The sequence below is a fragment of the Schaalia radingae genome, from assembly GCF_900106055.1.
GTDB classification, from domain to species: domain Bacteria; phylum Actinomycetota; class Actinomycetes; order Actinomycetales; family Actinomycetaceae; genus Pauljensenia; species Pauljensenia radingae_A.
Map to the genome: position 1 here is coordinate 1,554,568 of NZ_LT629792.1, position 20,378 is coordinate 1,574,945.

A 20,378-nucleotide genomic window follows, 5' to 3' on the forward strand; every position below is an offset into this window, starting at 1 on the left:
CAAGTATTGGGTGGGTATTTGGCCAGCACACGCACAGTTTGACAAAAACTCGATAAATTATCTCAATATCGAGAGACTTCCTCACAAAACCCTCTATGCTGGAGGCGAGCAAACCTCACGTTTCCACGATAGGAGTGACCACGGTGGACGCCTCCGATCAACACGAATCAACTCATGAGTCCGAAAAGGATCAGCAGTGGTGGATTGACCACATGAGGGTCCAGTACGACGAGGATCCCAGTTCAGTTGACGACGCCTGGCGCGAGTACTTCGAGGCTGTCGACGCCCTCGAAAAGGCTGACGAAGCCGATGTGCGCGTCACAGCTGAAGAGGACATACAAGCCAGCGAACCGGACGGCGACGAAGCCGACCAGACTTCGGCAAGTGACGTTGCCGACGAGTCGGAGGAAGAGCGTCCAGCCAACACGATGCTGGTCACACGATCCGACCTTCCTCCCGCACCACTGGCGCAGACCAGTGAAGCCACCTCGCCCTACACGCGCATGACGGCGGTGCGCGCGGCCACTGAGCTCAATGAGGATGCGCGGACCGAAGATCGTACCGATCTGTTGAAGGGCATTGCACGGGCAACGGCGAAAAACATGGACCAGTCGCTGACGATTCCGACCGCCACATCTGCCCGCCAGGTACCGGCAAAACTGCTGATCGAAAACCGTTCACTGCTCAACCGCCACTTGGCTCGCACGACCGGCGGCAAGGTCTCGTTCACTCACCTGATCGGATACGCGTTGGTGGAAGCCATGTGCGAGATGCCGTCAATGAACGTGCGCTACTCCACCGACAAGAAGGGCCGGCCGCAAATTGAGCGTCTCGCGCACGTCGGTTTCGGGCTGGCGATCGACGTGGCGCAACCCAACGGGAAGCGCTCGCTGATGGTGCCGGTCCTGCAGGAAGCGGACACACTGACATTTCTCGAGTTCGTTGCCGCCTATAACGACACGGTGCGTCGTGCTCGCGATGGTGAACTGACCCCGGATGATTTCCAGGGCGGCACCGTGACCCTGACGAATCCCGGCACGATCGGCACGACGACATCTGTTCCGCGCCTGATGACAGGTCAAGGACTCATCGTCGGTGTCGGCGCGACGAACTACCCCGCCGAATTCGCGGGCGTGTCCCCTCGCCGTCTGGCTCAGCTCGGCATCGGCAAGACGATGTTCCTGTCCTCCACCTATGACCATCGCATTATTCAGGGTGCGGCATCCGGCGAGTTCTTGCGGTTGATGGACAACAAGCTGTCCGGCAAGGACGGATTCTGGGATCGCGTCTTCGATACCTATCATGTCCCCCACCCGCCTTATCACTGGGAGCCTGATCGCGAATACGACATTGAGCGCGAAAAAGGCAAGCCTGCACGTATTGCGGAATTGATTCACGCATACCGCTCGCGCGGGCACCTTGCTGCTGACACTGACCCGCTGGCTTATCGTGTGCGGCGCCATCCTGACCTGGATATCACCAGCTACGGCCTGTCGGTGTGGGATCTGGATCGTCAGTTCCCCACAGGCGGTTTTGGCGGGGAATCCTACATGACGCTGAGGGAAATCCTCGATCGTTTGCGCGATACATATACACGCACCATCGGCATTGAATACATGCACATTCAGGATCCTGAGCAGCGCAAATGGGTCCAAGAGCGCATCGAGAAGCCCTACTCCGTGCCCTCGACTGAGGAACAGCGCCACATTTTGTCTACTCTCAATCACGCGGAGGCATTCGAGGAGTTCCTCCAGACCAAGTACGTCGGGCAGAAGCGGTTCTCACTGGAGGGCGGCGAATCGCTGATTCCACTGCTTGATGCGATCCTGTCGGATGCAGCACAGGCCGGTTTACCTGAGGTGGCTATCGGAATGGCTCACCGCGGCAGGTTGAACGTACTGGCCAACATTGCCGGCAAGTCCTACGGGCAGATCTTCTCTGAGTTTGAAGGCAACGAAAACCCGCAGGACGAAGGCTCCGGCGACGTGAAGTACCACCTGGGCACTGAAGGCGTGTTCAGCCGTGAAGACGGTGTGGCCACCAAGGTGTATCTGGCTGCAAACCCGTCGCACCTGGAGGCCGCTGACGGCGTCCTCGAAGGCATCGTGCGCGCCAAGCAGGATCAGCTCCATGACGATGATTTCTCGGTTGTGCCGATTCTGATCCACGGCGATGCCGCCTTCATTGGCCAAGGAGTCGTGCAGGAAACACTGAACCTGTCTCAGCTCAAGGGATATCGAACCGGCGGCACGATCCACCTGATCGTCAACAACCAGATCGGTTTCACAACCGGCCCGACATCGGGACGTTCAACCCGTTACCCGACGGACCTGGCCAAAGGCCTGCAGGTGCCGATCCTGCACGTCAACGGCGATGATCCCGAGTCAGTGGTGCGCATGGGACATCTGGCAATGGCCTATCGCGAGCGCTTCCATAAGGACGTGATCGTGGATCTGGTGTGCTACCGCCGACGCGGCCACAACGAGGGCGACGATCCGTCGATGACGCAACCCGTCATGTATGAACTGATCCGTCAGATCCCATCAACCCGCACCGTCTACATGCGTAACCTGATCGGACGCGAGCAGCTGACCGAAGAAGAGGTCGAAGCATCCATCAAGGAATACGAAGACGAGTTGAACAAGATCCTCACGCAGACCCGTGAGGAAGGCTGGCAGGTTCCTGAATCCCAGCTGCCTGGCCAGGGCATGATGATCGGTTGGGAATCCCCCGTTCCGGCAGGCGCCATCGAACGCATCGGTGAAGCATTCAACACCTTCCCTGATGGCTTCGTTCCCCATCCCAAGATGCTGAAGCTGTGTGAACGGCGTCAGGAAATGGCGACGGGCACACGCCCGATCGACTGGGGCTTTGGTGAGCTGATCGCTTTGGGCTCGCTGGTCATGGAAGGAACTCCGGTGCGTTTTTCCGGACAGGACGCCCGTCGTGCAACGTTCGTCCAGCGTCACGCGGTTCTACATGACCACAACAATGGCCGCGAGTTCACTCCGCTCAACTTCCTCACCGACGATCAGGCGATCTTCGAAATCTACGATTCGCCCCTGTCTGAGTACGTCGTCATGGGATTTGAATACGGCTACTCGGTTCAGCGTCCTGATGCGCTGGTCGTGTGGGAAGCACAGTTCGGTGACTTCGCCAATGGCGCCCAGTCAGTGATCGATGAGTTCGTCAGCTCATCTGAGCAGAAGTGGGGACAACGCTCCTCGGTTGTCCTTCTGCTCCCCCACGGCTATGAAGGGCAGGGCCCCGACCACTCGTCAGCGCGCATTGAGCGTTATCTGACTTTGGCCGCTGAAAACAACATGTGGATCTGTCAGCCGTCGACACCGGCACAGCATTTCCACATGCTGCGCACGCAGGCCTACAGGCGCCCTCGTAAACCCCTCATTGCGTTCACGCCCAAGCAGCTGCTGCGTCTGCCCGCAGCCAGCTCGTCGATCGACGATTTCACGTCCGGTCACTTCCTGCCCGTCATTGGCGAGGTCGACCAGCGCGTCACCGATGTCAATCGCGTGGTGTTGTGTTCAGGCCGTCTCTACTACGACCTGGTCAAGGAACGTGAGGCGAAGGAAGCATGGTCGACTGCGATCGTGCGCGTCGAGCAGTACTACCCCAAGCCGATCGATGAGATTCGTGAGCAGCTGGATCGCTACCCAGGTGCTGAGGTTATGTGGGCGCAGGATGAGCCCCGCAACCAGGGCGCGTGGCCGTTCATGGCGCTTAACGTGTTCACCGAACTGGGCGTGCAGCCCATCGTGGTGTCGCGTCCTGCGTCCGCTTCCCCTGCGGCAGGCCGGGCCTCCACCCACAAGCGCCAGCTCGCTGAACTGCTCGCCACACTCTTTGGCAAGGACTGACCTGCTCGCTTCATAGACGCCTCGTGCTCCTCGATTTGCGCCTCTCGCGCTCGAGGGGCACTTGGCATGTGAGCTCCGCTTCTGTACCATCCGCCCCGTCATCTAAGCAGGACTCTGGGCATTTAGCGCGCGGGCCTGAATCTGCGGAACTTCTTCCTCACTCCTCACAGGCCCGTGCACAGCTGGTGTGTGAACCTCGATCTGCGGAGCTTCTTCGTCGTTCCCACATGCCTTTGAACACCTGTCGCGCCAGAATCTGACCTGCCAGCTTGCGTTACATGTGATGGGCGCTGCGAGCGGCTAATCTAGTGGAAGGTGCATGAAGGAGGAAACCAGTGAAGCGCATCTGCGTGATCGGTGATGACTTGGTCGCCGGAATCGGTGACCCCCGAGCCTTGGGGTGGGTTGGACGCGTCATTGCACGCACCCGTTTTGCCTCAGCCCCCGCCGTCATGCCCCTCGCCGTTCCTGGAGAAACAACCGCAGGTCTCGCTGCCAGGTGGGAAAGTGAAGTCAACGCGCGGATTTCCTCATCCGACACATTGCACATGGTGGTAGCCGTTGGTGCGGCCGACGTGCCCAGTGGGTTATCCACACCGCGGTCACGCCTGAATCTGGCCAATATTGTGGACCGTGCGCGCGAGCGCGGCATCTCCACGCTTGTGGTCGGCCCGCCGCCTCTGGCCGGAGCCCAGCAGCAGCAGCTGGCGGCCCTTGACCGAGCATGTGCGGAAGTGTGTGACCGCCGGGGTATCACCTACGTGACGTGCCTGGAGCCCCTGGTCGCACATGACCAGTGGATCGCTGACATGGCCGCATCGACAGCCCGCTCCCCCCATGAGCTCACGTTGCCGGCGCAAGCCGGATACGCGCTGATGGCGTACCTGGTTCTTCACCAAGGCTGGTTTGAGTGGGTGGACGCTGACCCGATGCCGTAACAACCTGCCGGCCGCGGCGAGGTTGCCGCGCTGGTCAGAGCCACCCTCCAACGATTTCGAGGATCAGTTTCAGGTTGAGGATTGTCAGCACGATGGTGGACACCCATCCCAGGATTGCGACCCATTTCGCGTTGACGAAGCGCTCCCCCATGATTTTCTTCGACGATGTCAGCCACACCAGCGGCACCATTGAAATCGGCAATGCGATGCACAGGAATACCTGCGATCCCACCAGGAGTTCTTCGAGGGCGACCTCGGAACCATTAAATGCAATCGTGCAGACCAACACAGGAATCACAGTGATGACGCGGGTGATGACGCGGCGCGCCCACAGCGGAATGCGCAGCCTGATGAAACCCTCCATCACGATCTGGCCCGTCAGCGTGCCGGTAATCGTTGAGTTCTGGCCCGAGGCCAGCAGTGCGACAGCGAAGAGCGTGGACAGAACCGGGCTGGCAACTGTACCTGCCAGCGAGGGATTCTGGAGCGCATCGTAGAGCGAGCCGAATGTGGACAGGTCCTCGCTGGAACCGAAGAAGAGCGCAGCACCCAAAAGCAGCAGGAGGCAGTTGATCACGAACGCTGCACCCAGCTGGATGTTCGAATCCCACGTAGCGAAACGTACGGCGCGAGCCTGGTCGCCCTCGTCATGTCGGTTGTAGGAACGAGACTGCACGATGGATGAATGCAGATACAGGTTGTGGGGCATGACGGTTGCGCCCACAATGCCAAGTGCCATGGTGAGTTCGCCGCGGCTCAGCGTCTGGGGTGACGGCAAGAAACCCTTCGCCATGTCGGGGATGCTGGGTTGCGCAAGGATGACCTCGTACAGGAAAACCGCCATGATCGTCAGAATCAGCGTGACGACGATGGCCTCAATCTTCCTGAAACCGACGCTCATCAGCAGCAAGAGCAGCAGCACGTCGAGGACGGTGATGAGGACACCGACGATGAGCGGCAGTCCAAACAATAAGTGCAAGGCGATAGCTGCGCCGATGACTTCCGCCAGGTCGGTCGCCATGATGGCGAGCTCGGTGACGACCCATAGGACGAGCCCGAGTGTGCGCGAGGTGTGGGCGCGCGTAGCCTGCGCCAGGTCCATGCCGGCAACGATGCCAAGTTTGGCTGCCATGTACTGCAGCAGCATCGCGATCAGCGAGGAAACCAGAATGACGTTGAGCAGCAGATACCCGTATTGCTGACCGCCGCCGATGGAAGTTACCCAGTTGCCCGGATCCATGTAACCTACCGCGACCAGGGCGCCCGGGCCCGAAAAAGCGAAGAGTTGGCACAGGAAGCTCGCATTCTTATCAGGGATCGCCACAGTTCCGTTGATCTCCTGCAGAGACGGCCCGTTAGCAAGGGTCACTAAATGTCGGCGACCGTCTGTGCGCGGTGCTGCATCGTCGCGTCCAGTCGTGCGCACTCCACTCTCACGTTTCACGTGCATTTTCTCTTTCTCTTTATCAATCCCTCGGTGCGAGGAATCCCCTCAAACGCCTGGCCTCGAATAAGCCCAGGCAGCTTCCCAGAGGCACGGCGTGAGAACTCCTCGCAGGATCTCACGGATATACGATACCTCGTTTTCGGCTAACCGTAATTCATCTGGAGATCGCTGCGCCACATATCACAGCGGCTCTCATGGCCTAGGACCAGCGACCCCAATGTGGATCTCTCGATGCACATACCCCTAGATTTAAGGTCTCTCGTTGCACATACCCCTAAATTTGACTCGCAAAATGCACATACCCCTAGATCAAGCGTCAGCGAAGATGCCCACAGACAGCCTCATAGGCTGTGACCAGCGCTTTTGGAAACTGGCCCGAGGACAGGGTTTTTAAATCTAGGGGTTCGTGCACAAAAACGCGAAGATCTAGGGGAATGTGCACCTGCCCAAGTTAGATCTAGGGGAATGTGCACCTACTCGAGCTAGATCTGCGCTTGCGGAGCCGAATGTCAGCCCTTCAAGTCCACAACCGGCGTGTACCGCTCACGCCATACAGACATTCGCGCATTAACCCACATTTCGGGCATTAACCCGGTATTAACCCCATTCCAACGCGCTCCCCGCCCGCGACCGCCTGTCGCCCCAGGCACATAAAAAAGCCCAGCACCATGAGATGCTGGGCTTTACTCGCACGGCCTCAGGATCGTGAGATCCGGTCAGTGACGTGCGTCAGATTAGCTTGCTCGCACACCAACTAGCAGTTGGGACGCTTGCCATGGTTGGCAGCGTTCTTGCGACGTGCACGGCGCTTACGACCACGCTTCGACATCACGGCCTCCTCAAATTGTTGAATCAACTTGCCCAGTTTTCCATAGACTGACCCAAGTCACAAATATCTCAGGCTAATCGAAACCAATCTCACGTCCCCGGCCTTGGTACTCTCCTCCACTGCCCCGGCATTCACGCCCGTCGACCCTGGCTCTCAGGTCCACAAGCCCTGCCAATTACTCCTGTTCATACACGCTGCAGATCCGCATCCGCAGCGATTCAGGCGCACGCACCGTGCGCGCCAAGTAGGCCCGCTTGAGCATCTGCCGGAACTGGCGCTCACGTTGGATGGCTCGCTGACAGGTCTGACAGCGCTGCACATGAGCAACCAACAGCTCAGCCGCCCGCTCATCCAACGCTTCGATCGGGATCGCGCGCGCAGCGTCGCCCTCGTCGTGACAATCCGACCACGTGCGCATCTCGACATCCACGATCTCGCCGACGTGTGCACGCAGTTGGGAACAGGTGATGTGAATGAGTGATCTCATGCGTTGTCTCCTATCCCGTATTCGCGCGCAAGACCTGCCAAAGATTTCCTCAATGCCGCCCTGCCGCGATGCAGACGCGACATTACCGTGCCGATTGGAATGTCCAGCGTCTGAGCGATTTCTTTGTAACTGAGCTGCTCGACGTCCGCCAGCCACACGACCACTCGGTAGTCCTCTGACAAGTCCTCCATCGCGTCGCGTACCTGGTCGGACGGAATGCGGTCAAGTGCTTCGGCTTCAGCTGAGCGCAACCCCTCTTCCGAATGAGACGCGGCATCGACCAGCTGCCAGTCCTCCACCGTTTCCGTGCCCGAGCGTTTCGGGGAGCGCTTGGCCTTGCGGTAGTGCGTGATATACGTGTTGGTCAGGATCCGGTACAGCCAGGCCTTGATATTCGTGCCCGGCTTGTACTGGTCGAACTTTGCGTAGGCTTTCTCAAATGTTTCCTGCACTAGGTCCTCAGCATCAGCCCGGTGGCGCGTCATCGACAGTGCCGCGCCGTAGAGCTGGTCAAGCAGCGGGAGTGCTTCAGCCTCGAAACGTTCCTTCTTCCCCGCCGGCGCAGACTCTTTAAGCGCAGATCCATTGGCCACAGACTCATTGACGAGGGTGACCTGCCCGCCGTCAGATTCGCCATCCACGCGCGTCGACGGATCCAGATCCGCAGCCGTTTCAGCAGCGGTATCCTCGGCGCTGTGGGTGTGAGTGAATGTGTGTGCCATCAGCATCCACATTAGTGCCAAATGGCCGGCCAGGCCGGTCAGGCCGGTCACGCCCACCTGATATCGCGTGTCACCTGCCTGAAAAGCCCCGCGGATGCTCTGTTGCCTCATATACTTCATAACGAGCGGGGAACTGAATTTGTTCCATCGCTTCTTCACAGTCGCCAGATCATCCAGAAGGGCAGACCATAGGATCATGAATATTCTTCGCCTAGTCGCACGACCATTGCTCGCACTCCCATTCATTGCAACCGGGGTGAGCGCAATCAGGAATCCTGACGAACACGTGGAGCGCATTGAACCGGCACGTCCGCTGCTTGACAAGACCGGCCTGACGCTGAGCGATGGCCAGCTCAAACTTGCCACACGCGCACTGGGCGGCGTGACCGCTGTCGCCGGAGTGTCACTGGCTCTGGGCAAGGCCACACGAACCTCTGCAGCGGTATTGGCTCTGACCTCCATCCCTCTGGCTCTGGTGAACAACCCCGTGTGGACGGAGGGAACCCCCGATCAGCGCGCTGCGTGGAGGAACGGCCTGATCAAGGATTTCGCTTTGTTCGGCGGCCTGGTCATCGCCTCGACCGACCGTGAGGGACGCCCATCCGCCACGTGGAAGCTGCGCAACTGGGCCGATCACCGCTCCGAGCTGCGTGCGGCACGAAGTCAGGCATGGGATGACGCTTCGGAGGTCTATCAGGCATGACGGCGGGGGCTTTGCTTCCCCTCTGGTCCGCGCCTTTCATCGAACCTCACCAGCGAATCGATGCCAGCGTCACAGTTCCCGGTTCAAAATCGCTGACCAATCGTGCATTCATTCTGGCCGCTCAGAGTACGAATGAGTGTGTGATCGACGGAGCTTTGGATTCGCGTGACACACGCCTGATGGCCGATGCGCTCCAACAATTGGGCTGCACTGTCGATTGGGATTCCACAGGATCGGCGCGCGTGCGTCCCTCTCGGCACACGATGGGCGAGGCGCGCGCACACATTGACTGCGGCCTTGCCGGAACCGTCATGCGTTTCGTGCCCGCCCTGTGCGCCGCGGCCGGCATGCACGCGTTTTTTGACGGCGACGAGGGAGCACGCGTACGCCCTCTGGATGCACTCCTGAGCGCTCTGACCAGTGCCGGCGCTCGTATCACCTGTCATGGCGAACCAGGTTTCCTGCCTTTCGAACTCGACGGGATTCCCGCTGATATTTGCGGCAGTGATGGCGTGACCAACCGCCATGCACCGATGACGATTGACGTTGATACACACGAGTCGTCACAATTTGCCTCAGCGCTGCTGTTGAGCGCTCCCCTGCTCGCCACCCGTATGAACAGGCCGGTTCAGATTCGACTCACTGGCCGGGTGGTGTCTCTGCCGCACATTCAGATGAGCGTGCGAACCCTCCAGGAATGGGGTGTGACCGTTCGCTCCGGCACAGACGAGGGTGGCCTGAACGGCCCTGACAGTGCGACCTGTGGCAGCACAACACCAACCGACGCACAGGCTCCCTCGTGGATTATTGAGCCGGAGCTACCGATCCTGAGCCGCGTTGCCATCGAGCCCGACCTGTCGAACGCCGGGCCGTTCATCGCTGCTGCTCTGGTCACCGGTGGGCAGGTGCGAATCCCGCACTGGCCCGTGCACACGACGCAACCCGGTGACGCGTTTCGTCAGATCGCTCAGCAGATGGGTGGGCAGGTCAACGTGGATGCCGACGGGATCCTCTGCGTGAAGGGCCCCGAGCGTGGCCGGTTGCTCGGCGTTGACCGTGATATGAGTGACATCGGTGAGCTGACGCCGACCGTGGCGGCGCTGGCAGCTGTCGCATCGACCGAGTCGCATCTATCGGGAATCAGTCATCTGCGAGGGCATGAAACGGATCGTGTGAGCGCTCTGCGCACCGAGATCGAGCGACTGGGCGGTGACGTAACAGAGCACCCTGATGCGCTGACGATTCGCCCGCGAGCGCTCCACGCAGCGGACCTGCACACGTATCACGATCACCGCATGGCGACGTTCGGAGCAATCATCGGACTGGTGGTGGACGGCGTGCGCGTCTTCGATATTGGGACGACAGGTAAGACACTGCCTGATTTTGTCGCGCTGTGGCAGGCGACGGTCGCATCGGCCGAAAGTGGGGATCAGTGAACAGACGCGATATCGGCACTGATGATCCGCGGGTGCGAGTGCGTCCTGGTCGAGGATCCCGGCCGCGCACCAAGAAGCGCCCGGACTGGTCGACCCGCCCGCTGGGTCGCGTTATTGCGATTAACCGCGGGCGTTTCATTGTTGCCGCCGATAGCGGTGTACGCATTGTTGCAGTGCAGGCTCGCGAGCTGGGTCGCGGCTCTGTCGTTGTCGGTGACCGAGTGCGGCTGACGGGAGACCTGTCGGGTGCGAAAGATACTCTGGGGCGCATCGTCGCTGTTGAGGAGCGCTCATCGGTGCTGCGGCGCTCGCGTGAGGATGTGCCTGAACAGCGCGAGAAGATCATCGTGGCAAACGCGCAGCTGATGGTGATCGTTACGGCGCTGGCCAGTCCGCCGCCTCGGATCGGGATGATTGACCGGTGTCTGGTTGCCGCACATGAGGCAGGTATGGAATCCCTCGTCGTCCTGACGAAGTCTGACCTGGCGCCTGCTGACGACATTATTCGTACCTACGACGGCTTTGGTGTCCCCTTTGTCGTGACGACAGCTTCAGGAACCGATGAAGGCGGCTGTGGGCAAGTCACGACTGGTTTGGAGGAACTGCGCGCTCACGTGGAAGGCAGGACGTCGGTGCTCGTCGGCCATTCGGGAGTGGGTAAGTCCACGCTCATCAATGCGCTGGTACCCGATGCGCATCGCAGTGTGGGTCACGTCAATGCCGTGACTGGACGAGGGCGGCACACGTCCACGTCGTTGGAAGCTTTCATGTTGCCGTCAGGCGGGTGGGTGATTGACACGCCCGGGGTCCGTTCCTTCGGCCTGGCCCACGTTGACGAATCCGATGTACTGGCGGTGTTCCCTGAGCTGAAGGATGTGTGTTCGTGGTGCTTGCCGATGTGCACGCATCTGGAGTCGGAGCCTTCATGCGCGCTGGACGCATGGATCAGTGGGCAGGAACCTTTCAACGCGCAACCGGTCAGCAGTGACGAATCGGACAGGCGGCGCAGGATTGTCGATTCGGCGCGCCGACTTCTCGAGTCCACGGCTAGCGCAAGAGCTCACCACTGACGCGCGCCGATCGGCGCACTCGGGCTAGCCGCCCCTGAGGGGCCAGACCGACTGCGGGAGCTGAGCCGACCGCGAAGATCAGCCTGGCAGCCAGAAGCAGTTCAGCCCCGGCGGAAATGGCGAGCGAAGTTTTGCAGGAATAAGTGCGCGCCCGACACATCGGCCGACGCGGTTTCCGACTCAATGCGGGCACGTTCAGTCGGCGCATAATAACCCCGGTCCGCATATTCGCGGATTCGCACGTCAATACCTGCGTGATCAAGTTCGGGGTGGAACTGGCTGGCCCAGCACGACTCCCCTACCCTGATCAGCTGCACTGGCGCGATAGACGGTCCCTGCGCAATGAGCACAGCACTGTCAGGCATGGCGGTCACGGCCTCGTGGTGGCCGACGAATGCGCGGAACGTGTCGGGCACTCCCTCGCACAGCGGATCCCCTGCGGCGGCAGACGTGAGTGTCATCTGCGGTGCGGAGATCTCCTCGGCAGCTTCAGGTCCGACGCGTCCGCCCTGATGCACAGCAAGTAGACCCAGGCCGTAGCAGATTCCGAAAAAGGGGAAGGACTCGTCGAGGAGGCGGTCAAAGAGTGCGAAAAGATTACGCTCAATATCGTGCTGTACCTGACTTTTCCGGTCTTCAGGAGCGGCCACGTCAAACGGTGATCCGCACAGAATGATTCCGGAATACTCGTCGAAGTTGACTGATGGGAAGGGGTCAGCTTCCATTCGCACATGGACGATCTCATCGGATGACAGGCCTGCCAGGCGCGGCAGGTTAATCAGCTCATCGCGTGCAACGACTTCTTCGCTACGTGAGGTCAGCATGAGGAATGGTTGTGACATGTCCATACTGTAAACGGAATGTGTCCCGCTGCGCTCAGCGAAGCGCCGCCGTGAGATAGGACTTTACACGCCAAATGCCGATACTGTAGAAGCATGTCTGATACTCGCCGTTACATTGAGGACCTCCGCCTGGCGCACGTCCTCGCAGACCAGGTGGATGCGCTGACGATGGATCGTTTCGGTGCGCAGGATCTTCAGGTTGAGTCCAAGCCCGACCTCACTCCCGTAACCGATGCTGACCGTGCGGCGGAGGATTTGATCCGCTCCCAGCTGTCCCACGTGCGCTCGCGCGACGCGGTAGTCGGTGAGGAACGAGGCTCGTCGGGCCATTCTGCCCGCCGGTGGATCATCGATCCGATTGACGGGACGAAGAATTTTGTGCGCGGTGTGCCGGTGTGGGCAACGCTGATCGCTCTGGTTGAAGATGATCGGGTCGTGATGGGACTTGCCTCTGCGCCCGCGTTGAAGCGGCGCTGGTGGGCTGCTGCTGACCAGGGAGCGTGGACCGGCACCTCGTTGATGCGAGCGAAGAAAATCTCCGTGTCGAAGGTGGATTCGATCGAGGATGCGTCCCTGTCGTATTCCTCGCTGGACGGATGGCTCCACCATGATCGAGGAGGGCAATTCCTCCAGCTACAGTCATCATTTTGGCGCACCCGTGCCTACGGTGATTTCTGGAGCTACATGCTGGTCGCTGAAGGTGCGGTCGATGCAGCATGCGAACCGGAACTGAACGTGTGGGATATGGCGGCGTGCTGTGCGATTGTGACTGAAGCTGGCGGTTCTTTCACGTCGTTGACCGGCGAGGACGGCCCGTGGGGTGACAATGCGTGTGCCTCCAACGGACTGATTCACAAGGAGATTCTGACCCAGCTGGATTGGCCTGACAGCACCTCTGATTAGGGTGTTTGCCGGGGCGGTACGCAAATGCACATGGCATGGGGCACACTGACAGCATGTTGATTGTGCACACCTCTGACTGGCATGTTGGCCGCACCCTGCACGGGGCCGACCTGTCCCCAGCGCGCGACCTCTTCTTCGAGTGGCTCATCGATCTGGTGAAGTCGCGCCACGTCGATGCGCTCCTCATCAGCGGCGATTTATTCGATCGAGCAGTCCCTCCCGCCCACGTTCTCCGTCCTCTGTCGGACGCCCTTGTTCGCCTATGTTCACTGACTCGTGTCATCATCATTCCCGGCAATCACGATTCCGCCATTCGGCTGGGCTACCTCGCTCCTTTTCTTCAAGACTCACTCACGATTGCTTCCACCATCGAGGACATTGACCGCCCCATCGTCGTCACGTCCAGCGACGGTGAGCATGCCACCATCTACGCGATTCCCTACCTCGAGCCTGACCTGGTGCGCGAACCCCTGTCTGACATTATTGACGAGGATGGCCAGGCGATTCCGTTGGTGCGTTCGCATGAGGCCGTCATAAGTGCTGCGTTGCGCCGAATCGGTGCCGATATCGAGGCTCGCCACCATGGACACGGTATGCGCAGCGGTGAGGTGACCGGCGGACATGACGGCGGGCGTGACAACGATGAGTCCAGTGGCACTCTGAACAGCGATGACGGCGTGCGAATCGTCATGTCGCACGCATTCTTCACAGGCGGAGCCCCATCTGAATCAGAACGCGACATCCAGGTCGGTGGGGTCGCCTCGGTGCCAGCGGGTGTCTTCGACGAATACGGTATTGACTATGTGGCTGCCGGCCACCTCCACCGGCCGCAAAATATCAGCGGAAGCAGCGCCACGATCCGCTACAGCGGATCACCTATGCCGTTTTCCTTTTCTGAGGCTTCCTCCACCCAATCGGTGACGCTTCTTCATATTGACGCAGGCACACTCACCGACATTGAGACCGTTCCCACCCCTATCTGGCGCAATCTCGACGTGATCGAGGGGCCCTTCGAACAGGTTATTTCTGACCAGTATGCGGAGCAGAGAGACGACTTCGTCTCGATCACGGTAACTGACGACATTCGTCCGCGTGACCTGATTGCACGCATCCGTCACGTCTTTCCCTACGCGCTCGCCATCTTGCATGCGCCACCCGTGCCCGCCAGCCAACGCCTTACCGGTCCGAGCAGACAGGCCGCGCGCTCAGATCGTGCCGTCATTGACGAGTACTTCGAGCAGACGATCGGCCGTTCCCTGAATGAAGCAGAGCGGTCCGTCATTGATTCAGTGTGGGAGCAGATCCAGGTCAGGAGCGTCCAATGAAAATTCGTTGCCTTGATCTGGAAGGTATTGGCCCGTTTATCTCTCACCACACAGTGGACTTCACGCGCTTCGACGATGGTGGGCTTTTCCTGCTGCACGGTCCGACCGGGGCTGGAAAATCGACGATTCTTGACTGCGTGAGCTTCGCGCTTTACGGCACAGTTGCACGTCAAGGCGATGCAGATAATGCACGTCTGCGTTCAACGCTGGTTGATGAGAAGGCACCCTCGCGCGTGTCCCTGGTCTTTGAAACAGATGCGGGTATCTTCCGCGTGACGCGTACTCCCCAGTTCACGCGTGAAGGCCGTAAGACTGCCATCAACCAGAGTGCTCACCTGGAAAAGGTTCGAGCCGACGAATCCGGCACCTACGTCACCGTCGATGCGCTCTGTTCCAGAGTCAAAGATACGAATATTGAGATCACTCACCTCATCGGTCTTAACGGCGTTCAGTATCTGCAAACAGCGATTTTGCCGCAGGGAAAATTCTCCCAGTTTCTCACTGCCTCATCTGAAGATCGTCACGCACTGCTATCCAGCATCTTCCAGACTTCTCTTTTCGTCAATTTCGAAACGGCACTGAAGGAGAAGGCCAAGGCGGCGCGAGGAAGCCTCGAACACGATCAGCAACAGGTCAGTTCACTGATTCACTCACTGCCCGCGCAGTTATGGCAGGCACTCGGTGACACAGACCCTGATTCGACACCGCCGCCCAGCGCCCAAGAAAGTGGGTCCGACGAAAGCCAGTCGACGGCAGATCTCAGCGCACACGATTCTCCACCGATCACTGCCGCCATGCTGGTCGAGTTAATCGGCATTGACGATGCTGCCATACGTACGCATCTGGAGGATGGTCAGAGGATTCTTGAGCATCAAGCACACGATGATCTGAAGCGCTCGCATGAGTGTGCGGACACTGCAGAAGAACTAGGCAAGCAGCTGCAAGCCGCGACTGACCTCGCCCGGCGTGTGCGTGAGCGCATCGAACTGGAAAAACGCGCGAGCACACTCAACGCTGAGCGTCAAGACATTGACGCAGTGCGCACCCAACTGGCTCGAGCACGCCAGGCAGCTCACGTTATTCCTGTTCTCCATCGCCTGGACGAGGCTCGAACGCGCCAGGTCGACGCGCGCAATGCACTGGCGGACGCGATGGCTGCTGCCCGCAGTGCCCACGTCGATCCTGCTTACCTGTCAGGTCTGGACACCGGCGAATCGCGCGAGCCTTCCCTGGCAGATGACAGTGAGATAGCTGCCACGGTGCTCACGCTGACCCGCGCCCATGACACTCTGCACGCTCGCCACATCAAAATCTCTGAACTGGCCGCCGTGGAGGCCGCTTTGCCAGAGCGACGCGAAGCCTTGCAGGGGCAACAAAGTCAGCTCGAGCAGCTTAACCGGCAGCAGGAGTTGCTGCGTCAGCGCATGCGCAACGATGCCGAACAGTTGGAAGCCCTGGCTGCGTCCGATGAGCGGGCAACGACCGCTTCGATCGACCTCACCGCGGCTCAAACGCGCCACGAGGCTCTCGACAAGCGGCTCGACGCCGCGCGCCGTGCCGTCACTGTTGCTCAGAAGTTAGAAGACACGATACGCGAAGCTGAACAAGCTCAGGCGCGCATCGACACAGTTCATGACACTATTCAGCAGGCGCGGCGCGCACTGCTCGCGCAGTCAGCCCTGCGTATTGCTTCGACTCTGGAATCCGGCAAGCCGTGTCCGGTGTGCGGCTCAACCGAGCACCCGTCCCCTGCCCAGGCAGGCGAGGCGGGCACCGTCGATCCTGCTGACATCGACCAGCTGCACGTGCAGTATCAGCAGGAACAGGATGCATTCACCCAATTAAGCGCGCAATGCGCATCGATTCGTTCCACATGGGATGCCCTCGGGCAGCAAGCTGACGGAAGCGTGGAGGATCTGACAGCCGCACTGGCAGACGAAGCACGCACAATCGACGCTCTGAAAGTTGCTCTACAAGCGGTGCAACACGACCAGAAGACCGCCGAGAAACTTCGGACGCAGCGCACACGTGACGACGAGTCATGCCGTGACCTGCTCCGCCGCAGTGATCGCCTGACTCACGACATTGAAACGGCGCAGGCAGCTCTAGATACTGATGAGAAGCGGTGTACAGCGGCGCGCGCCCACGGCGATGGCGAAGCGACCTTGCAGGACATAGATCACGACATCACAGTGCAGATCGACGCCATTGACACATTGAGACAAGCCTGTGAAAACGCCATCCACGCGCGAGCTGCCGTCGACCAGGCGCTGGCTGAACAGGCGGATGCCCTCGAACGATACGGCTACGCAGAAGGCGATGGTGGCACCGCCCAGGTGCGCGCTGACATGCGCACCGACGTGGCAATCAGCGAAATGGATGCTCGCATCACAGCGTTTGATCGAGATGACGCACACGTGCACAATTCCCTGCAATCCGAGCGCCTGAAAGACGTTGACACGTCCCGGAGTCCCGACGTTGACGCGGCAGCGCGCAGCTACAAAGACGCTCAGTCAGTATCGCGTGAAGCAGCCCAACGTGCCGGCGCCAGCTCGCAGGTTGCTGCCGATGTGAAAAAAGCTGTGGCAACTGTTCAGGAACGCCTCGACACACTGGTGAAGAACCGCGACGCGTTCGGGCCGCTTGACTACCTCTCGCAGCTGGCATCATCGGGTCAGCTCTCGGCGGACTCACCGCAAACTTCTCTGTCCCACTGGGTGCTCGGTAGACGACTGGATGACGTTCTGGCCTGCGCTAACCCTCGTATCATGACAATTTCGAACGGGCGCTACGAGCTGATTCGTTCAGACAAGGACTATTCGCGCAATAAAGCTCAAGGCCTCGGCCTGACGGTACTCGACCATGAAACAGACAAGGTACGCTCCCCGAAGACGTTATCGGGAGGAGAAACATTCTACATTTCCCTTGCTCTGGCACTGGGCCTGTCCGATGTCGTGACCACCGAAAACGGTGGCATCGAACTGCGCACGATGTTCATCGATGAAGGCTTCGGGTCACTTGACTCCTCCACCCTCGACACGGTGATGGCGCAGCTGGCGTCCCTGCACACATCAGGGCGTACCATCGGCGTGATTTCGCACGTCGCAGACATGACGTCGCGGATCTTAGACCAGATCGAAGTCATACCAGTGGCATCGGGAGGATCAACACTGCGGGTACGCGCATAGGCACCTCGAGAATCACACGCGGGTACGGCCGCAGCTGACGATGCCACCACCAGCGCACGTGGTGCGCTCACTCGCGTCAAACCACAGCAACGGTTCATCCCACAGCGCGTCAAGAGCCCCGGTCACATCGTCCTCAGTGAGGGCCTGCGTCACGCGCTCAACCAGCGGCGCCGCCTCCGCGTCATCAATGAAGAAAGCCACCACATCATCCCACCGGTACGTCTGGGGACGTGCCTGTGCAACATGCACAGCAGCCAGGTCGCCTGCCTCATCGCTGACCTCAGCCTCAGCCTCACACGCGATGACAACTCGGCGTGCCGGCACACAGAAGGCAGGTGAATCAAGGCATGCGCGAGCCTCATCACCATCTTCTTCGTCCTCTGCATCGCGGCGATCGCGGATCAATTCGAGTGAGGCGAGAGCAGCCTGGTTCATCGCAGAGTCTTCACGCTCCTCAATGTCGTCGCCTCGAAGCCCATCCTCAAGAATCGCCACATACCCTGGTCGAACAGGCGGCTGATCGGCAGATAACTCGTCTAAAACCGCTGGCACATACAATCGCATGCCTCCAGTGTCCCACATCAGTGCCGCGCGCTTGCCGCGGTGAGCATCACGCAGCATGTTCAGGAAGCACAGCCAACACCACCTGGGTCAGCGCGGCCAACGCCTGACCGACCGGCTGATCAGGTTCGGCATGAACAATTGCCCGCGCGTGCAGCAGGGAGGCGCTCACGCGCGAGTCCTCCGGGACAAGTTGAATACTGCGCCCGGGAATCACCGGAGCGAGGGCCTGGACAATCGCGTTGACAGGTCGAGGCCCTGCTCCCGACGATGACACATGGTTGGCCACCAGGATCGGCTCGACGTGCGGGGCGATCTGGCCTACCCACTGATACGCGTCCACAAGCCGATTGATACCCAGAGAATCACCACGAAACACGCACATCACCGCATCAGCGTTCCGCACAATTGCCGCGACCAGGTCATCGCGCGACCCCTGATGCCGATTCCCCGGTGCCACCGGATCCAGCGTTGCTGCAGCCACGTCCACGATGATGAGGTCATACAGCGAGCGGGCCGCCGACAGTGCGCTGACCACCGCTGCCGGTGATACCTCACGCCAACGTTGCGGCGACGTGATTCCCGTGAGAATGTCGAGGGAATCGGTCAGTGGTACTGCAGCTCCCCGAATCTCGTCGGCTCCGACATCAGTGCGCGCAGCAGTCCGTGAGAGCACAGCGATACCCGACGCATCCTGCGCAATACCCGCCATATGAGCCAGGGATGGTGCACACGTGTCAGCATCGACGAGGAGGACGCGCGCACTGGCTGACGCACCCGCCGCCACGTTGAATGCTATTGTCGACCTTCCGGGAGCACCTGACGGCCCCCACACACAGACGATCTTCCCGAATTCCGCAGTCCCGTCAACGCTGCGCTGCCCGTCTGATAACTCGTCATCACCGTCGGCAAATGCGTAGGAGCGCTTTTGATGCGCTATCTGGGCTTCCCGTCGGCCGGACGCATCCTCCCCCGTTTGGGGAAGCTCACCGCTCTCCGGAGAAAAAGATGCACTCATCCCCAAGGCGCGCAGCGAATCCACGATCCCATCAGGTGAATCGGGCTGAGCAATTCCATCAGCATGCAGCGCACGTAAGGACGGCGCATCAGCCAGGGGCGCGAGAACAATGACACCGATATGGTGCGCGTGCAGGTCCTCCACGATGCGGGCATCAAGGTCAGGATCATCAGCATCAATAATGGCGCATTGTGCAACCGATGAGCGCGCGCATGCCCGCACTTCCGTCAGGTCAGCGCACCGGCGCGACACAGTAAACTCCTCGCTTTCGTTGATCGCCTGGACGAGGCGCCCCTCCGTCTGGGTCGGCGCGCACACGATCACACTGATCGGCCCACTCATTGTCCGATCGGAACGGCCGTGATCGTTCCGTTTCCTCCCGTAGCTTCAAGCACGGCTGAGACGTCAGAAAATGGGATACGTACTTCAATTCTGTGCACCGATGCAGCACCGATTCCTGCGGCGCCCTCGACACTGCGAATAAAAACGGCGTTGCCCGATACGACCGTTGGGTGGGACTGATGGTCTTTGCTCATGGAGGCTGAAGGGATCGACCACAGTTCAATGGATGTGCCGGTAGCAGTGGACTCCGGTAGTCCGGCACCTATGTCGATCACGAGGCGGCGATAATCGTCGTCTTCGTCCGTTGTCACTGCTCCCGTTGCAATCAGCTCACCTTTTCCGATGCTGTGCGACGCCAGCGCTCCGTCAGGAAGCTCATCGCGCTGCACATACGCATTGCTTTCGGGCCGTGCATCCACGATCTGCAGATTCGACGTGTCCAGCGGTTCTCCCGGAGCGATGTCGCGCGTTGCCTGATAGATGCTCACTCCGCCGCGGGCATGAGATACAAGGAGTGTGCACGCAAGGATAGACAGCGTGACGAGTGCGATGCCGATCAGGAATCGCGGATCACGTATGACGCTGCGCCGGCGCGGTATTCGGGCGGTGTTCTTCATATGTGGCACTCCCACATCATGCCCGGTTTTTTCCTCGATGTGGAGTTATCCACAAAAACTTCCGCTCGCCCC

General features: G+C 59.9%; 16 protein-coding genes. 8 read left to right on the forward strand and 8 right to left on the reverse strand.

The window, feature by feature from the left end; all coding sequences use genetic code 11:
* The first annotated feature begins 95 nt into the window (after window positions 1-95).
* Window positions 96-3,878: a multifunctional oxoglutarate decarboxylase/oxoglutarate dehydrogenase thiamine pyrophosphate-binding subunit/dihydrolipoyllysine-residue succinyltransferase subunit gene (locus tag BLT69_RS06880; RefSeq protein ID WP_092648701.1), complete on the forward strand. Its 3,783-nt coding sequence runs from the start codon at window positions 96-98 to the stop codon at window positions 3,876-3,878.
* A 335-nt stretch (window positions 3,879-4,213) separates the two neighbouring features.
* Window positions 4,214-4,816, forward strand: coding sequence for a GDSL-type esterase/lipase family protein (locus tag BLT69_RS06885; RefSeq protein ID WP_058237007.1), 603 nt, complete (start codon window positions 4,214-4,216; stop codon window positions 4,814-4,816).
* 34 nt (window positions 4,817-4,850) lie between these two features.
* Here the strand turns inward: BLT69_RS06885 and BLT69_RS06890 are convergent, their stop codons facing one another.
* The 4 genes from BLT69_RS06890 to BLT69_RS06900 form a co-directional block, all read right to left on the reverse strand.
* The gene (locus tag BLT69_RS06890; RefSeq protein ID WP_227469278.1) at window positions 4,851-6,260 is read right to left on the reverse strand and encodes an Nramp family divalent metal transporter; all 1,410 of its coding nucleotides are present in this window, start codon (window positions 6,258-6,260) and stop codon (window positions 4,851-4,853) included.
* Between the two features lie 757 nt (window positions 6,261-7,017).
* On the reverse strand, window positions 7,018-7,092 hold the full coding sequence (locus BLT69_RS11255; RefSeq protein WP_371935780.1) for a 50S ribosomal protein bL37: 75 nt from the start codon (window positions 7,090-7,092) through the stop codon (window positions 7,018-7,020).
* Window positions 7,093-7,267: 175 nt separating this feature from the next.
* The gene (locus BLT69_RS06895) at window positions 7,268-7,579 is read right to left on the reverse strand and encodes a hypothetical protein (protein ID WP_058237008.1); all 312 of its coding nucleotides are present in this window, start codon (window positions 7,577-7,579) and stop codon (window positions 7,268-7,270) included.
* Window positions 7,576-8,304 (reverse strand): sigma-70 family RNA polymerase sigma factor, encoded by a 729-nt coding sequence (locus BLT69_RS06900; RefSeq protein WP_371935781.1) that lies wholly within the window; start codon window positions 8,302-8,304, stop codon window positions 7,576-7,578. The genes BLT69_RS06895 and BLT69_RS06900 overlap by 4 nt, the downstream gene beginning before the upstream one ends.
* A 193-nt stretch (window positions 8,305-8,497) precedes the next feature.
* Here BLT69_RS06900 and BLT69_RS06905 point away from each other — a divergent pair, with 193 nt between their 5' ends.
* From BLT69_RS06905 to rsgA, 3 genes are read left to right on the forward strand one after another with little or no spacing between them, the layout of a single operon-like run.
* Window positions 8,498-9,004 (forward strand): DoxX family protein, encoded by a 507-nt coding sequence (locus tag BLT69_RS06905; protein ID WP_070726395.1) that lies wholly within the window; start codon window positions 8,498-8,500, stop codon window positions 9,002-9,004.
* Window positions 9,001-10,440, forward strand: coding sequence for a 3-phosphoshikimate 1-carboxyvinyltransferase (locus tag BLT69_RS06910; RefSeq protein WP_058237010.1), 1,440 nt, complete (start codon window positions 9,001-9,003; stop codon window positions 10,438-10,440). Before BLT69_RS06905 ends, BLT69_RS06910 begins: the two co-directional genes overlap by 4 nt.
* Entirely contained in the window at window positions 10,437-11,510 is a 1,074-nt protein-coding gene (gene rsgA, locus BLT69_RS06915; protein ID WP_058237828.1) for a ribosome small subunit-dependent GTPase A, read from the forward strand. Before BLT69_RS06910 ends, rsgA begins: the two co-directional genes overlap by 4 nt.
* Before the next feature lie 101 nt (window positions 11,511-11,611).
* Here the strand turns inward: rsgA and BLT69_RS06920 are convergent, their stop codons facing one another.
* The gene (locus BLT69_RS06920; protein WP_074026193.1) at window positions 11,612-12,352 is read right to left on the reverse strand and encodes a glutamine amidotransferase; all 741 of its coding nucleotides are present in this window, start codon (window positions 12,350-12,352) and stop codon (window positions 11,612-11,614) included.
* 93 nt (window positions 12,353-12,445) lie between these two features.
* On the opposite strand from BLT69_RS06920, the gene BLT69_RS06925 reads away from it, so the two are divergent.
* From BLT69_RS06925 to BLT69_RS06935, 3 genes are read left to right on the forward strand one after another with little or no spacing between them, the layout of a single operon-like run.
* The gene (locus BLT69_RS06925; protein WP_058237012.1) at window positions 12,446-13,255 is read left to right on the forward strand and encodes an inositol monophosphatase family protein; all 810 of its coding nucleotides are present in this window, start codon (window positions 12,446-12,448) and stop codon (window positions 13,253-13,255) included.
* A 53-nt stretch (window positions 13,256-13,308) separates the two neighbouring features.
* Window positions 13,309-14,580: an exonuclease SbcCD subunit D gene (locus tag BLT69_RS06930; protein ID WP_092649116.1), complete on the forward strand. Its 1,272-nt coding sequence runs from the start codon at window positions 13,309-13,311 to the stop codon at window positions 14,578-14,580.
* Entirely contained in the window at window positions 14,577-17,768 is a 3,192-nt protein-coding gene (locus tag BLT69_RS06935) for an AAA family ATPase (RefSeq protein ID WP_092648702.1), read from the forward strand. The genes BLT69_RS06930 and BLT69_RS06935 overlap by 4 nt, the downstream gene beginning before the upstream one ends.
* Window positions 17,769-17,780: 12 nt before the next feature.
* Here the strand turns inward: BLT69_RS06935 and BLT69_RS06940 are convergent, their stop codons facing one another.
* From BLT69_RS06940 to BLT69_RS06950, 3 genes are read right to left on the reverse strand one after another with little or no spacing between them, the layout of a single operon-like run.
* Window positions 17,781-18,332: a DUF6912 family protein gene (locus tag BLT69_RS06940; RefSeq protein WP_157886370.1), complete on the reverse strand. Its 552-nt coding sequence runs from the start codon at window positions 18,330-18,332 to the stop codon at window positions 17,781-17,783.
* A 46-nt stretch (window positions 18,333-18,378) separates the two neighbouring features.
* Window positions 18,379-19,689: a CpaE/TadZ family protein gene (locus tag BLT69_RS06945; RefSeq protein ID WP_092648704.1), complete on the reverse strand. Its 1,311-nt coding sequence runs from the start codon at window positions 19,687-19,689 to the stop codon at window positions 18,379-18,381.
* A complete protein-coding gene (locus BLT69_RS06950) occupies window positions 19,686-20,315 on the reverse strand; it encodes a CpaB family protein (RefSeq protein ID WP_157886371.1) in 630 nt (209 codons plus the stop codon). Before BLT69_RS06950 ends, BLT69_RS06945 begins: the two co-directional genes overlap by 4 nt.
* Window positions 20,316-20,378 lie beyond the last annotated feature (63 nt).

Coding starts and splice junctions, on each gene's coding strand:
- BLT69_RS06930 (WP_092649116.1), top strand. CDS start 13,309: ATGTTGATTGTGCACACCTCTGACTGGCATGTTGGCCGCACCCTGCAC.
- BLT69_RS06945 (WP_092648704.1), bottom strand. CDS start 19,689: ATGAGTGGGCCGATCAGTGTGATCGTGTGCGCGCCGACCCAGACGGAG.
- BLT69_RS06910 (WP_058237010.1), top strand. CDS start 9,001: ATGACGGCGGGGGCTTTGCTTCCCCTCTGGTCCGCGCCTTTCATCGAA.
- BLT69_RS06940 (WP_157886370.1), bottom strand. CDS start 18,332: ATGCGATTGTATGTGCCAGCGGTTTTAGACGAGTTATCTGCCGATCAG.
- BLT69_RS06905 (WP_070726395.1), top strand. CDS start 8,498: ATGAATATTCTTCGCCTAGTCGCACGACCATTGCTCGCACTCCCATTC.
- BLT69_RS06920 (WP_074026193.1), bottom strand. CDS start 12,352: ATGTCACAACCATTCCTCATGCTGACCTCACGTAGCGAAGAAGTCGTT.
- BLT69_RS06880 (WP_092648701.1), top strand. CDS start 96: ATGCTGGAGGCGAGCAAACCTCACGTTTCCACGATAGGAGTGACCACG.
- BLT69_RS06935 (WP_092648702.1), top strand. CDS start 14,577: ATGAAAATTCGTTGCCTTGATCTGGAAGGTATTGGCCCGTTTATCTCT.
- BLT69_RS06895 (WP_058237008.1), bottom strand. CDS start 7,579: ATGAGATCACTCATTCACATCACCTGTTCCCAACTGCGTGCACACGTC.
- BLT69_RS06925 (WP_058237012.1), top strand. CDS start 12,446: ATGTCTGATACTCGCCGTTACATTGAGGACCTCCGCCTGGCGCACGTC.